Source organism: Nonomuraea sp. NPDC003754, from assembly GCF_053605785.1.
Genome location: NZ_JBSGJX010000039.1, coordinates 21205 through 35472 on the forward strand (window position 1 = coordinate 21205; position 14268 = coordinate 35472).

A 14268-nucleotide genomic window follows, 5' to 3' on the forward strand; every position below is an offset into this window, starting at 1 on the left:
CCGGTTAGGGGGGTTGAGAGGCCCGGCCGCGAGGGAGGATGCGGCCGGGCTCTCGTGACATGGTCATGACTTGCGGAGCTTGCCGAAGACCGAGCGGTGGCGACGCTCGGACTCACCGGACCGCTGGGCCTCGCGTACTCGGCGGTGTGCCGCGGCGGCCTGGCGGAGCTCCTGGGCGTGGGTCTGCATGAGCTGGTATTCGATCTCGGGGTTCATGGCTACTTTCTCCTGTCTTTGCCGACATGTTTAGGTTCGGGCTAAGGCCCACCCCGTCACATCGGTCGGATGCCTTATCTCTGCCGAACCATCGGCTTAGGACTACCTAGGACACGCCTGGGCATCGCCTTAGACAGGCCACGATGGTGCGCCGTGAGGCTATGGATGATCACCGCGGTGGTCGGCGCGTTGCTCGTCGCGGGCTTTCCCGTCGCAGCTCAGGACCATGAGTGGCGTGTCTCGGTCACGGCTGAGGCGAACATGTGGGGCGGTCTCGGCGAGGTCGGCGCCGGCGGGCCCGACGACGCCTGGGTGGTACGCGCGGGCCTGCCGGTCCTGCGCTGGGACGGCACGGCCTGGCAGGACGAGATCGACCAGCCCGTGCCGTACCTGGTGACGCCGGCCGGACCGGGGGTGAGCTGGAGGTTCGAGGAGCACCCCGACCACATCGAGGTCCGCCGCCACGCGGCGGGCGGGTGGACCAGCCTGCCGATCGCGGTGGAGTCCGCGCACGTGACGGCGGCCGCCGCCACCGGCGCCGACGACTGCTGGGCGGCCGGGCTGCGGTTCGGTCCGTACGGCATGACCGACGAGCTCTGGCACTGGACGGGTACGGCCTGGCGGACGGTGCCCGCACCGCTGCCGATCAGCGACTTCGCGGCGGTGCCTGCGCGGCGGGTGTGGGCGCTGAGCAGCCCCGGCGAGGACAAGCTCGGCTACGACGGCGAGCGTGTCGCCTCGATCATGCGGTGGACCGGCACGGAGTGGGCGCGCACGCCGCTCCCGCGCGTCGACCTGCCCGAGGGCGGCTACCTCGAGCTCAACGACATCGTCATGCCGTACCCGGGGCTGGGGTACGCGGTGGGGGCGATCACGGTGGGCGGCCTGCCGCGCGAGGCGGTGCTGCTGCGCTGGAACGGCAGGGCGTGGCGGTTCCTCCGCCACCGGGCGCCCGCCACCGCCTACACCCGCGTGGCCACGGACGGAGGCAGCGGGCTGTGGCTGGCCGCGGCCCGGCCGGGCAGGCCCGACGCGCTCGTCCGCTTCGTGGACGGCGCCTGGACGGAGATCGTCGTGAGCCCGCCGGGCACGGCACGCGCCGAGATCAGGGGTCTGGCCAACGTGCCGGGCACCACGCGGATGTGGGCGACGGTGGAGGAGAGCGCCCCCACGGGGGTACGGCAATTGGTGCTGACCTATCAATGAACATTCCGGCAGGTCCGGTTTGGAACTACCCGTCCGGGTCGGCGATGCTGTGATGGTGTCAACTGTGACTACCTCGCTCGCGGACGTGGCCTCCTCGGACGCCACGCTGCGCGCCTTCCTGCACGGCCTGCCCGGTGTCGACCGGGTGGGCGCGGACCAGCGGGCTGCCATGCTCTCCACCCGCTCCATCAAGACGACCGCCAAGGCCCAGGCCATCGACCTGGCCATCTCGATGGTCGATCTGACCACCCTGGAGGGCGCCGACACCGCCGGCAAGGTCCGGGCGATGTGCACCAAGGCGATGTACCCGGGCGCGGGCGCGCCGCAGGTGGCCGCCGTCTGCGTCTACCCCGACCTGGTGCCGGTGGCGGTCGAGGCGCTGCGGGGGTCGGGCGTGAAGGTGGCCTCGGTGGCCACGGCGTTCCCCAGCGGCCGATCCTCGCTCGAGGTCAAGGTGAGCGACACCGCGCTGGCCGTCGCCGCCGGCGCGGACGAGATCGACATGGTGATCGACAGGGGCGCGTTCCTGTCCGGCGGCTACCTGAAGGTGTTCGAGGAGATCGTCGCGGTGAAGGCGGCCTGCGGCGAGGCCCACCTGAAGGTGATCCTGGAGACGGGCGAGCTGGCGACCTACGACAACGTACGGCGCGCCTCGTGGCTGGCCATGATCGCGGGGGCCGACTTCATCAAGACCTCCACCGGCAAGGTCGCCCCCGCGGCCACGCTCCCGGTGACGCTGGTCATGCTGGAGGCGGTGCGCGACTTCCGCGACCGGACGGGCCGCCAGGTCGGCGTGAAGCCCGCGGGCGGGATCCGCACGACCAAGGACGCGATCAAGAACCTCGTGCTGGTCAACGAGACCGCCGGCGACGACTGGCTCACCCCCGACTGGTTCAGGCTCGGCGCCTCCTCGCTGCTGAACGACCTGCTGATGCAGCGGCAGAAGCTCGCCACCGGCCGGTACGCCGGTCCCGACTACTTCACCCTGGACTGATCACGATGGTGTTCGAGTACGCCCCCGCACCCGAGTCGCGCGACGTCGTCGACATCCAGCCGTCGTACGGGCTGTTCATCAACGGCGAGTTCGTGGACGGCTCAGGGCCCACGTTCAAGACGGTCAACCCGGCCACCGAGGAGACGCTGGCCGAGGTCGCCACCGCCACCTCCGACGATGTGGACCGCGCCGTGCAGGCCGCCCGCAAGGCCTTCGGCGTCTGGTCGTCGCTGCCCGGCGCCGAGCGGGCCAAGTACCTGTTCAGGATCGCCAGGATCATCCAGGAGCGGGCCCGCGAGCTGGCCGTCCTGGAGTCGCTGGACAACGGCAAGCCCATCCGCGAGTCGCGGGACGTCGACGTGCCGCTCGTCGCCGCGCACTTCTTCTACTACGCCGGGTGGGCCGACAAGCTCGCCTACGCCGGCTTCGGCGACCGGCCGCTGGGCGTGGCCGGCCAGGTCATCCCGTGGAACTTCCCGCTGCTGATGCTGGCCTGGAAGATCGCCCCCGCGCTGGCCTGCGGCAACACGGTCGTGCTCAAGCCCGCCGAGACCACGCCGCTGACCGCGCTGCTGTTCGCCGAGATCTGCCGGCAGGCCGAGCTGCCGCCGGGCGTCGTCAACATCGTCACGGGCGCGGGCGAGACCGGCGCCGCCGTCGTCGCGCACCCCGACGTCAACAAGGTCGCCTTCACCGGCTCCACCGAGGTCGGCAGGATCATCGCCCGTACGGTGGCCGGCACGTCGAAGAAGCTCACGCTCGAGCTCGGCGGCAAGGCCGCCAACATCGTCTTCGACGACGCCGCCATCGACCAGGCGGTCGAGGGCATCGTCAACGGCATCTTCTTCAACCAGGGACACGTCTGCTGTGCGGGCTCCCGCCTGCTGGTGCAGGAGTCGGTGCAGGACGAGCTGCTCGACTCGCTCAAGCGGCGGCTGTCCACCCTCCGTCTCGGCGACCCGCTGGACAAGAACACCGACATCGGCGCGATCAACTCCGCCGCGCAGCTCGCCAGGATCAGGGAACTGTCGCAGGCCGGGGAGTCCGAGGGCGCCGAGCGCTGGTCGCCGGCGTGCCCGCTGCCCGACAAGGGCTTCTGGTTCCCTCCCACGATCTTCACCGGCGTGGCGCAGTCGCACCGCATCGCCCGGGAGGAGATCTTCGGCCCCGTCCTTTCCGTGCTGACCTTCCGCACCCCCGCCGAAGCGGTCGAGAAGGCGAACAACACCCCCTACGGCCTGTCCGCGGGCGTGTGGACGGAGAAGGGCTCGCGCATCCTGTGGATGGCCGACCGGCTCCGCGCCGGAGTCGTCTGGGCCAACACCTTCAACAAGTTCGACCCGACCTCGCCCTTCGGCGGCTACAAGGAATCGGGCTACGGCCGTGAAGGCGGCATCGCGGGGCTGGAGGCCTACCTTGACGTGTGATCATCGCCTGCGGCGCAGGCGGGCCCGGCGCGCCTACGCCACCCGCGGTCACGCCTACGCCCGCGCGGGCCGCCCCGTGCGGACCGGCTGGTTCGCCCACCGCTGCGGGGTCAGCCGCTGCGGCCAGATCTTCGTTCCCGTACGGCCGGCGGAGGAGAAGCGATGACCAGGTTGACCGTCCGCAAGACCTACAAGCTGTTCATCGGCGGGGCGTTCCCGCGTTCCGAGAGCGGAAGGTCGTACGTCGTGGCGTCCCCCAAGGGAGACTTCCTGGCCAACGCTTCCCGCGCCTCACGCAAGGACGCGCGCGACGCCGTGTCGGCCGCGCGCAAGGCGTTCCCTGGGTGGTCGGCGGCCACGCCGTACAACAGGGGGCAGATCCTCTACCGCGTCGCCGAGATGCTGGAGGGCCGCCGCGGCCAGTTCGCCGACGAGATCGTCGGCCTGGGCAAGAAGGCCGCCCTCGAGCAGGTGGACGCCGCCATCGACCGCCTCGTCTGGTACGCGGGCTGGTCCGACAAGATCGCGTCGGTGCGCGGGTCGGCCAACCCCGTCGCGGGGCCGTACTTCAACCTGTCGTCGCCCGAACCAACCGGCGTGGTCGCGGTGATCGCGCCCGCCGACCCGCTGCTCGGGCTCGTCTCCGTCGTGGCGCCGGTCATCGTCACCGGCAACACGTGCGTGGTCGTGGCGTCGGAGAGCTCGCCGCTGGCCGCGATCACGCTGGCCGAGGTCCTGGCGACCTCGGACCTGCCCGGCGGGGTGGTCAACATCCTCACCGGGCACCAGGCGGAGATCGCGCCCTGGCTGGCGGCGCACATGGACGTCAACGGGCTGGACCTCACCGGGGTGGCGGACGCCGACCTGGCGCTGCGGTGCGAGCAGGACGCGGCGGAGAACCTCAAGCGGGTGGTACGGCCCGCGGCGGTGGACTGGAACGCGGACCCGGGGATCGGCCGGATGACCGCGTTCCTGGAGACCAAGACGGTCTGGCACCCGGCGGGGGTCTGACCGTCGACGGCTCCCGCCCGCCGACCACGCGGTTCGGTGGGCGGGCTGCCGGGCGGACCGGCGGTAGGCGGCCACGGGAGACGCGCGCCAGGCAGGCGCGCGTCTCGTCTCATGGCTCGATCTGGGCCTTCATCGACTGCCAGGGTGCGGCGTCGAACACCAGCATGATCGAGACGATCTTGCCGTCGGCCAGGCGGAAGTGCTCGGCCGTGCGCTGGGTGCCGGCCGGTGTCGCGGTGTGCACGTCGTACACGAGCGTCGCCTCGGCTTCGCCGTACAGCTCGCTGATGAGCTCGACGCCGGTCACGATCGACACGAACCCCGGCAGGGTCGCCAGGTGGCCGGTCCGGTCGTCTGAGCTGATGAACGGGCTGTGGAAGCGGAACGGCTCACCCAGGTGCGCCGCGGCCGCGGGCACGTCGCCGCGGAAGCGGGCTTCGTGGTAGCCGCGGACGGCGCGGCGAGTCCGCTCCTGTGCGGTCATGGTCATGGCCGGGATCCGCTCTGGGCCAGGTGGTCGGCCAGGCGATGCTGGTTGGCGGCCAGCCGCAGGCACATGTCACGGAAGACGACCAGCTCCTCGGGCGTGAACCCGTCGAACATCGCCCGCATGGCGAGCTGCGCCGGCCTGCGGAACGCCTCGACCCAGGCGCGCCCGGCAGGCGTGATCTCGGCCAGGACGGCGCGCCGGTCTCCCGGGTCGGGGACCCGGCGGACGAGCCCGTCGCGTTCGAGCGTGTCGACCAGGCCGGTGACGTTGCGCGAACTGACGCCCGCGGCTCGGGCGAGGTCGCCGATGCTGATCCCCCGCTCGGCGGCGCTCAGCCGGACGAGCAGGTCGAGGGCGCCCGCGCTGACCCCTCTTCCCTCGGAGCCGTGGGCGCGCATGCGCTCGACCGCGTGATAGGCGGTGCGGACGGCCGCGGCCGCCTCCAGCGGCGGCAGGCCGTCCTCGTGGTCGGTGAACTGGGTCATCGCCGCTCTGACGCGGGGGTCGTAGAGATAACCGGCGGAGTCGGACTGGTAAATATGTACGTCCTTCATAGTAAGAAGGGAGATTAGTACCTACTTCCAGATCTGGCCAGTCCCGGGGTGTCAGTCATGCTTGTGGACCGTGACGGCCTGGATGGCCCACAACACGATCGTGTGCACGGGAGATTCGTGCCGGGTCACAGCGGCGCCGTGCGCGTACTCGTCCAGGACGAGGACCTCGTTGACGCGGTCGAACTCGACGACGACGCCCTTGAGTGACTGGCCGCCGAGCAGGTGGACCGTCACGCGCTGCGGGCTTCCCTGCATGTCGGACAGCAGGTCCCGCCACACCTTCGCGGCGGCCATCCGTCGCCCTCTCTCGGACTCGGCCATGCGCTCACTTCCCTTCGGGGCACACGCACGCGCGGGCGGGGCTCACCGCTATTCGATCGGCGTGTCCGACCAGCGGAGCAGGAAAGCCGCGGCGTCCCATCCGGTGTAGGCGATGTGGCGGATGATCTCGTCGCCGCGGTGGACGACGACCTGGAAGACGAAGTCCTTGTCGCCGAACTCGCCCATGATGCTGACCGTGGTCTCCTCACCGGGCCGGATGGGCTGGTCGGGCCAGGCCATGGCGGCGGCGTTGGCGGTGAAGCGCGCCAGCATCGCCTTGACGATGGCCACGTCGTCGGTCATGAGGCCAGCCTGCCAGCGGCGTGGGCAAGAACCGGCAAAACCGGCTGCCCCACCCGCGCGGGCGGCGGCAGGGCGCTAGCGGGGTTTGGCGCGGCGGGTGGGCTGGGCGGTGAGCGGGTCCTCGGGCCACGGGTGCCTGGGGTAGCGCCCGCGCAGCTCGGCGCGGACGGCGCGGTAGCCGTCCCGCCAGAAGGAGGCCAGGTCGGAGGTGACGGCGGCGGGCCGTCCTGCGGGGGACAGCAGGTGGATCAGCAGCGGCACCCCTGATACGCGGGGCGCCTCCTGCCAGCCGAACAGCTCCTGCAGTTTGACCGCCAGCACCGGCTGCTCGCCCGAGTAGTCGACGCGGATCCGCGAGCCGCTGGGCACCTCGATGTGCGAGGGCGCGTCGTCGTCGAGGCGGCGGTTCCACGGGACGAGCCGGCGCAGCGCGCCGGCCACGTCGAGGCGTTCGAGGTCGGCGCGGCGGCGGGCGCGGGACAGCTCGGGTTCGAGCCACTGGTCGGCGAGGCCGATCAGGTCGTCCATCGGCGGCCACGGGTCGCCGACGGCGCGACGGCAGAAGGCCATCCGGTCCCGGACGGCGACGGCCTCCCTGGTCCAGGTGAGCACGTTGTCCGTGCGCAGGCCGTGCAGGAGGGCGGGCCGGACGTCGGCGTCCTTCAGCGGGCCCGACGACAGCTCGATGGCGCCCAGCCGTTCGACGACGCGGGCGCTGACGTCGCCGCGACGCCAGGCGACCTCCTCCTGGACGGTCACCGGCACGACCCGCCGGGCGAGGACCTCGTCGATGACGACCGCCTGCCTGATCCTGGCGGACGCGGCACCGGTGGGGCGGTCGGCCACGGCGATGGCCAGCCATTCGGCGGTGCCGAGCCGGGAGCCCTCGGGCAGCTGTGCCCTGGTGCCCGAGGCCATGAGGAAGCCGCCGCCGCTCCTGCGGGCCACCCGCTCGGGGAAGGCCAGGGCGACCGCCAGGCCCGCGACCTCGTCGTCGGGGCCCTCGATACGGGCGCCGGTGAGCCGCCTGACCTCGCGCAGCCAGCGCGGGTCGCGGTCGCGGGCGGCCTTCCGCCAGACGTCCACGAGGTCGTCGCCGGCGTCCTTGGGGAGCTGCTCGGACAGCAGCGCCACCACCCCCGCGGCGCGCGGGCCCGCGTCGAGCAGGGCCCTGGCCAGGCGCGGATGCAGGCCCGCCATGGCCATCCGCCGTCCCCTGTCCGTCACCCGCATCCGCCCGCGCGCGGGATCCCCTCCGGCGGCGTGGGGGAGGGCGGGACCGTCGTCACCCGGCGCGTCGCCGGCCGGGGGCGCGGCGATGCCGTCACCCGGAAGACCGGCCCCGTCGAGCGGTTCGACCGCGCCGAGGGCGCGGAGGGTGCGGACGGCGACCGACATCGCCGCCGCGGGCGGCCGGTCGAGCAGCGCGAGGCCGGCCGCGTCGGGGGCGCCCCAGCACGCCGCCTGCAACGCGAACTCCGTCAGGTCGGCCAGCAGGATCTCCGGCTGGGCCTGCGGGGCCAGCCTCGCGTGGGCGGCCGAGGTCCAGCACCGGTAGGCGGTTCCCGGGCCTTCCCTGCCCGCCCGGCCGGCCCGCTGGTCGGCCGCGGCGCGGGAGACGTGGACGGTGGTCAGCGAGCCGAGCCCGCGGGCGTGGTCGGTGCGCGGCTCCCTGGCCAGCCCCGAGTCCACCACCACACGGACGCCGGGCACCGTCAGGCTGGACTCCGCGACCGCGGTGGCCAGCACGACCCGCCGGGTGGCCGACGGCCTGAGCACCGCGTCCTGGACGTGGGCCGGGGCCTGGCCGTGCACCTGGAGGACGTCCACGGCGGTGCCGAGCATCGCGGCCACCCGGGAGATCTCGCCGACTCCCGGCAGGAAGCACAGCACGTCCCCCTCGCGCTCGGCCAGCGCGCGCCGTACGACGTCGGCCACGTGCGCCAGCAGCGCCGGGTCGACGCGCAGCCCGTGCGGGGGCGCGACGGGCCGTGGCGGCGGCGCCCACACGATCTCCAGGGGATGGGGGACGCCGGAGGCGGAGACCACCGGCGCGTCGCCGAGCAGCCGCGACCACGGCCCCGTGTCGGCGGTCGCGGACGCGGCGACCAGGCGCAGGTCGGGCCGGAGCGCCTCGCGGACGTCGAGCAGGAACGCCAGCGCGGTGTCGGCGTCGAGGTGGCGTTCGTGACACTCGTCGATCATGACGGCGTCGACGCCCGGAAGTTCCTGGTCGCGCTGGAGGCGCTGCAGCAGCACGCCGGTGGTCACGACCTCGACGCCGGGCCTGCGGCCCTCGCGGTGCTCGCCGCGGATGGTGTAGGCGACGTCCATCCGGCGCGCCGCCGCCCGTACGGCGAGCCTGCGCGGCTCGGCGACCAGCACGTTCATGCCGGCCTCCGCCAGCGCGAGCGGCACGACCGTGGTCTTGCCGGTGCCCGGCGGCGCGGTCAGGACGGCGCGCCCGCAGTCGTCGAGCGCCCGCAGCAGCGCGGGCAGCGCGCCGTGGATCGGCAGCGGGTGACCGGCCGGAGCCATCAGCCCGCCGCGCCGATGACCGAGTCGAGCAGGCCGGGGAAGCGGTCGTCGAGATCGCCCTTGCGCAGCGTCATGAACTTCTGCCGGCCCTCCTGCCGGGTCGAGACGACTCCCGCGTCGCGCAGGACCCGGTAGTGGTGGGACAGCGTCGACTTGTGCAGCCCGATCGCCTCGCCGACGCCCCGGCACGTCAGCTCGACCTCGGTCGCCAGCTTGACGACGACCTCGAGCCGCGCGGGGTCGGCGAGTGCGTGCAGCACCTCGGTGAGCTGGATGTCCTCGATCGCCGGTTGAGGTAGCAGGCGCATACCGTCACCCTGCCGCTTCGTTGGAAGGTTTGACAACAATCCAACTATACGCGAGCTTGGTCCCCATGACCCACAAGCTGTACGCCCTGGCCCTGGGGAACTTCTCCGTGGGCACCGGCATGTTCGTCACCGCCGGGCTCGTGCTCCCCATCAGCCATGACCTCGCCATCTCCCCCTCCGCGGCGGGCCAGCTCATGACCGTGTTCGCGCTGGCGTACGCGATCCTGTCGCCGATACTGGCCGCGCTGACCGCCCAGCTGTCCAAGAAGCGGGTGCTGCTCATCGGCTTGGGCGTGCTGGCGGCGGGCAACGCGTTGACGGCACTGGCGCCCACGTTCGGCCTCATGCTGGGCACGCGGGTGATCGCGGCCGCGGGAGCGGCCATGGTGACGCCCGTGGCCTCCGCCGTGGCGACCGCGTTGACCGAGCCCGAACGGCGGGGCCGCGCGCTGTCGGTGGTGATGGGCGGCCTGACGGTGGCGTCGGCGGTCGGCGTGCCGCTCGGGACGTGGATGGGCGGCGCGGCGGGCTGGCGCGCGGCGGTGTGGCTGGTGGTGGTGCTCGCCGTGATCGGCTTCGCCGCCGTCGCGCTGGTCGTGCCGGACGTGCGCATGCCCGCCTCGACCAGGATCCGCGACCGCTTCACCCCGCTCGCCGACAGGGGCGTGCTGGCCGTCCTGCTGACACAGTTGCTGATCTTCGCGGCGGCCTTCACCGCCTACACCTACATCGGCTCGCTGCTCGACCTGCCGCTGGCGGCCGTGCTGTGGGCGTGGGGCATCGGCGGGGTGGTCGGGAACGCGGTCGGCGGCCGGCTGACCGACGCCTACGGCCCGCGCAGGATGGTCTTCCTCGGCATCGCGGGGGCGACCGTGCTGCTCGGCCTCATCCCCGTGGCGAACCTCAACCTCGCAGTGGCGCTGGTGTGGGCGTTCGCGTGGGGGGCGCTGGGTTGGCTGATCGGCCCCTCGCAGCAGTTCAGGACGGTGGCCGCCGTCCCGGACAACGTGCCCGTCGGGCTCGGCCTGCTGGCCTCCAGCCAGTACCTCGGGCTGTTCGTGGCGGGCATCGCGGGCGGTGTCGCCCTCGACTGGTACGGCAGGACCGGCGTGGTCGTGCTGGCCACCGCGCTGGGCGCGCTGACGCTGCTGTTCACGCTGGCGACCTACCGCCCCGCCAGGCAGGCCGTGGCGGCATAGACCAAAGGCCGATGCGCGGGCCGGGGCGGCTCGCCAGACTGGGATCGTGACCGATCCACGTGACGAGCCCGCCCCGTTCGGCACGATCGTGCTGCTGACGACCCTGTCGGCGGTGGCGGTGGCCGCCCTCCAGTACTTCGTGGCCGAGCGGCTCAACCTCAAGCTGCTGCTGGTCGGCCCGATCGCGCTGGTGGCCTTCGAGGTCGTCGTCCACGAGGTGTGGTGGCGACGCTGGTGGGGCGCCGTCCCCGGCGCCCTCGCGGGCCTGGTCCTCTACTTCGAGGGCCGCCAGATGGTGGCCGAGCCCGTGGCGTACGTCGCGGCGTGGGCGCTGTTCGCGGTGGTCTTCTGCCTGGCCAGCCGGATCCCGCTGGGCGGCCTGGAGGAACGGCGGGCGGGCCAGGACCCGGTCGACTGAGATGGGTGGATCTGGGCGGGGGACCGGCCGGGCCGGCCCCGAGGGGTCAGGCGGGGATCCAGTCGAGTGACACGGCGGCGATGACGAAGATGCCCAGCAGGATCCGGTAGATGACGAAACCGGTGAAGCGGTGGGTGCTGATGTACTTCAGGAACCAGGCCACCGCCGCGTAGCCCACCACGAACGAGATGAGCGTGGCCAGGATCGTCGGCCCCCAGTCGGGCGCCTGCCCGCCACCGATCTCGAAGAGCTCCAGCAGGCCCGACGCCAGCACCGCGGGGATGGCCAGCAGGAAGGAGTACTTGGCCGCCTCCTCCCTGCGGTAGTCGAGCAGCAGGCCCGCCGTGATCGTGCCGCCCGACCTGGACACGCCGGGGATCAGCGCGAGCGCCTCCGCGAAGCCGTAGACCAGGGCGTGGGTGGTCGACAGGTGCTTCTCCAGCGTCAGCTTGGCGCGCGCGGTGCGGTCGGCGAACCAGAGGATGATCCCGAAGACGATCAGGGTCGTGCCGATCAGGCGCAGGTCGCGGAAGACGGTCTCGATCTGGTCCTTCAGCGTCACGCCCAGGACGGCGATGGGGATCGTGCCGAGGATGACGTACCAGCCCATCCGCGCGGGGAACAGCCGGCGAAGCTCGGGTCGCCACAACGAGCGCGTCCAGGTGGAGATGATCTCCCAGAGTTCCTTGCGGAAGTAGATGAGCACGGCGGCCTCGGTGCCGAGCTGGATGACCGCGGTGAAGGCCGCCCCCGGGTCCTCCCATCCGAAGAACGCCGAGACGACCCTGATGTGCGCGCTCGAGGAGATCGGCAGGAATTCCGTGAGTCCCTGGAGCAGCCCGAGGACCACCGCTTCGAACCAGCCGATCACGAGACACACCTTCCGTAGACAGTCGTGCAGGCCGAACGACTCCTGAGTGTGGCATGTGATCGCCGAACTCGTGTCATGGGCCGGCAGAGCACGGTGGCGCCTTGCGCGGGCCCACAACCGCTCGCGCGGAACGGCCGGCTGGTGGGGGAGGAGGCCGAGCGGCTCTTGCCGCTGGAGTCTATGGCCGGGAACAGGGCGTCGGAGACGATCGTGCCGGTCAGCGGCTCGGCGGTGGGCCGGGCTGGTCGAGGTGTCCGGGCCCGTGAGGGGCCGCATGGCCGGCCCACGCACCGGGAGCCGGGGTCGTGCCCGCAGAACGTGCGGATCGATGAAGGGCGCCCTAGGGTGAATCGGGTGAGGCCCCTGCTGCTCGTGGACGTCGACGGCGTGCTCAACCCGTTCGGCCGCCCCAATGCGGACTTCAGGCGATATACCTGCACAATCGGTGCAGACTCCTACACCGTCCACCTCAACGCCCGCCATGGCGCCAGGCTCATGGAGCTGGCCATCAGGACGCGCGCCGAGCTGGTGTGGGCGACCACCTGGGAGCACAGCGCCAACGAGTGGATCGCCCCGAGGATCGGCCTGCCCCAGCTGCCGGTCGTCTCGATGGAGCACCGGCGGCCGAGCGAGCGGGGCGAGTCGTTCAAGACCCCCTGTGTCGCCGACTACGTCCGGGGCAGGCCGTTCGTCTGGTTCGACGACCACCTGTGGCACGCCGACGAGGAGTATCTCCGCAGGCATCAGGGTGTCGACGACTTCCTGCTCGTGCCGGTCGACCCGCGCCACGGCCTGACCTTGCGACATCTGGCCATGGCCGAGCGGTGGCTGACCCTGTCAGGGTTCAATCAGGGTCGCGGCTAGGAACGTCGATCGTGGGCAGCTCCGTTGAACGGGTGAAACGACACCACACGGAGGACTCGATGCACCGCTCGAGAGAACACCGCATCATCGCCGGCGTCTGCGGCGGGATCGCCGACCGTCTGGGCCTGCCGCCCACCCTCGTCAGGATCCTGTGGCTGCTGCTCTCCCTGATCCCCGGACCGCTGTGGGTCCTCTACGTCATCCTCTGGATCCTCATGCCCAACGGACCTGAGCGCCACTGACCCCGCCTATGCTCGAAGCATGAGGGAACGGTCGCTGACGCTCATCCAGGACGAACTCGTCGACTACGACAAGGCCATGGAACGCATGGCGGAGCTGGTCGACGAACGCCAGCGCGACGCGCGTCCCGACACGCTGTGGCTGCTCAGCCACCCCTCGGTCTTCACCGTCGGCAGGCGCACCCCGCTGCACCACCTGCCCGACCCCGCCCGGGGCATCCCCGTGGTGGAGACGGGCAGGGGCGGCCAGCTCACCTACCACGGGCCCGGCCAGCTGGTCGGCTACCTCATCGTCAAGCTCGGCGACGACGAGGGGATCGTCGACTACGTGCGCGAGGTCGAGCTGCGCCTGGTCGCCGCCCTGGCCGAGCTGGGGCTGTCGGCCGAACGCCGCGACACCCCGCCCGGCTCCGAACTGCTCACCGGCGTCTGGACCACCGAGACCCGCCGCAAGATCGTCTCCATCGGCATGCGCCAGTCGCGCGGCGTCACCAGCCACGGCTTCGCCCTCAACGTCGACGGCGACCTCGAGCCGTGGACGTGGGCGGTCCCGTGCGGCATGCCCGAGGCCGACATGACCTCCCTCCTGCGCGAGCGGGGCTCCGCCGACATGGCCCAGGTCCGCACCGCCGTGGCCGGCGCCTTCGACGCCTCCTGAGCGCCTTCGCGCTCCGCGCTCGACCTCAACGGGAAAAGACCCGCACCTCGGCGTCGTGGGCGTTGCCTACCAGCTTGCCGTCGCATGTGATCAGTGGCGCTTCGAGGGCCTCGGCGAGGGTGAGGTAGTAGGCGTCATAAGCCGTGTAGTTGTGTCGCAACTCCCACACCCGTTCCGCGAGTCCTTGGAGTTCGTAGCGGGAGATGCGGAGGGCGAAGTAGTCGATGCGGGCCTGCTCGGCCGCCTCCCGGGACAGTTTTCCGGCCAGTGCGAGCCCACGGAGCGTGGAGAGAACCTCGACGTCCAGCAGATGAGGCGCGTGGATGCTGCCCCGGAGGGCGTCGAGGAGTTCGCAGTCGGCATCGCGACCGGTGAGGGCCTCCACCATCGCCGACGAGTCAATGACAATCATCGCCTGCTCTCCGAGACGGCCTCGAGGATGTCGGCGGTTGAGGGACCGCCGCTGCGATCCCGCGACTTCAGACGGTTGACGATCTCGGCATTGGTCGGCCGGGCGGCGAGATCGGCAAGCTCCCTGGCGACATACGCGGACAGGGACATTCCTGCTTCTGCCGCCCGCTCCTTGAGCGCTTCCGCAACGGCTTCGGGCACATCTCGAATGTAGAGGGTGGCCATGGAGTCATGCTAGCA

At 71.7% G+C, this 14268-nt stretch carries 20 protein-coding genes; 10 read left to right on the top strand and 10 right to left on the bottom strand.

Features of this window, described 5'->3' with window-relative positions; translation table 11 throughout:
* Positions 1–63: 63 nt before the first annotated feature.
* A complete protein-coding gene (locus ACWEVS_RS35580) occupies positions 64–216 on the bottom strand; it encodes a hypothetical protein (protein WP_449914712.1) in 153 nt (50 codons plus the stop codon).
* Between the two features lie 153 nt (positions 217–369).
* On the opposite strand from ACWEVS_RS35580, the gene ACWEVS_RS35585 reads away from it, so the two are divergent.
* From ACWEVS_RS35585 to ACWEVS_RS35605, 5 genes are read left to right on the top strand one after another with little or no spacing between them, the layout of a single operon-like run.
* Positions 370–1422 carry a hypothetical protein gene (locus ACWEVS_RS35585; protein WP_452555111.1) on the top strand — a complete coding sequence of 351 codons (1053 nt, stop codon included), beginning with the start codon at positions 370–372 and terminating at the stop codon, positions 1420–1422.
* A 52-nt stretch (positions 1423–1474) separates the two neighbouring features.
* Positions 1475–2416, top strand: a complete 942-nt coding sequence (deoC, locus tag ACWEVS_RS35590; protein WP_452555113.1) for a deoxyribose-phosphate aldolase — start codon at positions 1475–1477, stop codon at positions 2414–2416.
* Positions 2417–2421: 5 nt separating this feature from the next.
* Entirely contained in the window at positions 2422–3843 is a 1422-nt protein-coding gene (locus ACWEVS_RS35595; protein WP_354919643.1) for an aldehyde dehydrogenase family protein, read from the top strand.
* The gene (locus ACWEVS_RS35600; protein WP_354919646.1) at positions 3833–4009 is read left to right on the top strand and encodes a hypothetical protein; all 177 of its coding nucleotides are present in this window, start codon (positions 3833–3835) and stop codon (positions 4007–4009) included. Before ACWEVS_RS35595 ends, ACWEVS_RS35600 begins: the two co-directional genes overlap by 11 nt.
* Entirely contained in the window at positions 4006–4854 is an 849-nt protein-coding gene (locus tag ACWEVS_RS35605) for an aldehyde dehydrogenase family protein (protein WP_452419031.1), read from the top strand. The genes ACWEVS_RS35600 and ACWEVS_RS35605 overlap by 4 nt, the downstream gene beginning before the upstream one ends.
* A 109-nt stretch (positions 4855–4963) precedes the next feature.
* On the opposite strand, the gene ACWEVS_RS35610 is transcribed toward ACWEVS_RS35605, so the two are convergent.
* The 6 genes from ACWEVS_RS35610 to ACWEVS_RS35635 form a co-directional block, all read right to left on the bottom strand.
* Entirely contained in the window at positions 4964–5344 is a 381-nt protein-coding gene (locus ACWEVS_RS35610; RefSeq protein WP_452555115.1) for a hypothetical protein, read from the bottom strand.
* On the bottom strand, positions 5341–5898 hold the full coding sequence (locus ACWEVS_RS35615; RefSeq protein WP_452555117.1) for a MarR family winged helix-turn-helix transcriptional regulator: 558 nt from the start codon (positions 5896–5898) through the stop codon (positions 5341–5343). The genes ACWEVS_RS35610 and ACWEVS_RS35615 overlap by 4 nt, the downstream gene beginning before the upstream one ends.
* A 51-nt stretch (positions 5899–5949) precedes the next feature.
* Entirely contained in the window at positions 5950–6219 is a 270-nt protein-coding gene (locus ACWEVS_RS35620; protein ID WP_449914696.1) for a hypothetical protein, read from the bottom strand.
* A 48-nt stretch (positions 6220–6267) separates the two neighbouring features.
* Complete coding sequence (locus ACWEVS_RS35625) at positions 6268–6522, bottom strand: hypothetical protein (protein ID WP_449914694.1); 255 nt, start codon at positions 6520–6522, stop codon at positions 6268–6270.
* A 75-nt stretch (positions 6523–6597) separates the two neighbouring features.
* A complete protein-coding gene (locus ACWEVS_RS35630) occupies positions 6598–9060 on the bottom strand; it encodes an ATP-dependent RNA helicase (protein WP_452555120.1) in 2463 nt (820 codons plus the stop codon).
* Positions 9060–9368 carry an ArsR/SmtB family transcription factor gene (locus ACWEVS_RS35635; protein WP_354919663.1) on the bottom strand — a complete coding sequence of 103 codons (309 nt, stop codon included), beginning with the start codon at positions 9366–9368 and terminating at the stop codon, positions 9060–9062. Before ACWEVS_RS35635 ends, ACWEVS_RS35630 begins: the two co-directional genes overlap by 1 nt.
* A 65-nt stretch (positions 9369–9433) precedes the next feature.
* On the opposite strand from ACWEVS_RS35635, the gene ACWEVS_RS35640 reads away from it, so the two are divergent.
* Complete coding sequence (locus ACWEVS_RS35640; protein ID WP_452555122.1) at positions 9434–10567, top strand: MFS transporter; 1134 nt, start codon at positions 9434–9436, stop codon at positions 10565–10567.
* Between the two features lie 46 nt (positions 10568–10613).
* On the top strand, positions 10614–10985 hold the full coding sequence (locus ACWEVS_RS35645) for a hypothetical protein (RefSeq protein WP_452419039.1): 372 nt from the start codon (positions 10614–10616) through the stop codon (positions 10983–10985).
* A gap of 46 nt (positions 10986–11031) precedes the next feature.
* Here the strand turns inward: ACWEVS_RS35645 and ACWEVS_RS35650 are convergent, their stop codons facing one another.
* A complete protein-coding gene (locus tag ACWEVS_RS35650; RefSeq protein WP_449914684.1) occupies positions 11032–11856 on the bottom strand; it encodes an undecaprenyl-diphosphate phosphatase in 825 nt (274 codons plus the stop codon).
* A 354-nt stretch (positions 11857–12210) separates the two neighbouring features.
* On the opposite strand from ACWEVS_RS35650, the gene ACWEVS_RS35655 reads away from it, so the two are divergent.
* Genes ACWEVS_RS35655 through lipB form a run of 3 tightly spaced genes read left to right on the top strand, consistent with a single transcriptional unit; the run spans position 12211 to position 13617 of the window.
* Positions 12211–12720 (top strand): HAD domain-containing protein, encoded by a 510-nt coding sequence (locus ACWEVS_RS35655; RefSeq protein ID WP_449914681.1) that lies wholly within the window; start codon positions 12211–12213, stop codon positions 12718–12720.
* Positions 12721–12779: 59 nt separating this feature from the next.
* Positions 12780–12962: a PspC domain-containing protein gene (locus tag ACWEVS_RS35660; RefSeq protein ID WP_354919678.1), complete on the top strand. Its 183-nt coding sequence runs from the start codon at positions 12780–12782 to the stop codon at positions 12960–12962.
* Positions 12963–12981: 19 nt separating this feature from the next.
* Entirely contained in the window at positions 12982–13617 is a 636-nt protein-coding gene (lipB, locus tag ACWEVS_RS35665) for a lipoyl(octanoyl) transferase LipB (protein ID WP_449914678.1), read from the top strand.
* A gap of 25 nt (positions 13618–13642) precedes the next feature.
* Here the strand turns inward: lipB and ACWEVS_RS35670 are convergent, their stop codons facing one another.
* Both ACWEVS_RS35670 and ACWEVS_RS35675 read right to left on the bottom strand, forming a co-directional pair.
* Entirely contained in the window at positions 13643–14029 is a 387-nt protein-coding gene (locus tag ACWEVS_RS35670; protein ID WP_452555124.1) for a type II toxin-antitoxin system VapC family toxin, read from the bottom strand.
* Positions 14026–14253, bottom strand: coding sequence for a FitA-like ribbon-helix-helix domain-containing protein (locus ACWEVS_RS35675; protein ID WP_354919687.1), 228 nt, complete (start codon positions 14251–14253; stop codon positions 14026–14028). Before ACWEVS_RS35675 ends, ACWEVS_RS35670 begins: the two co-directional genes overlap by 4 nt.
* Between the last annotated feature and the right edge of the window lie 15 nt (positions 14254–14268).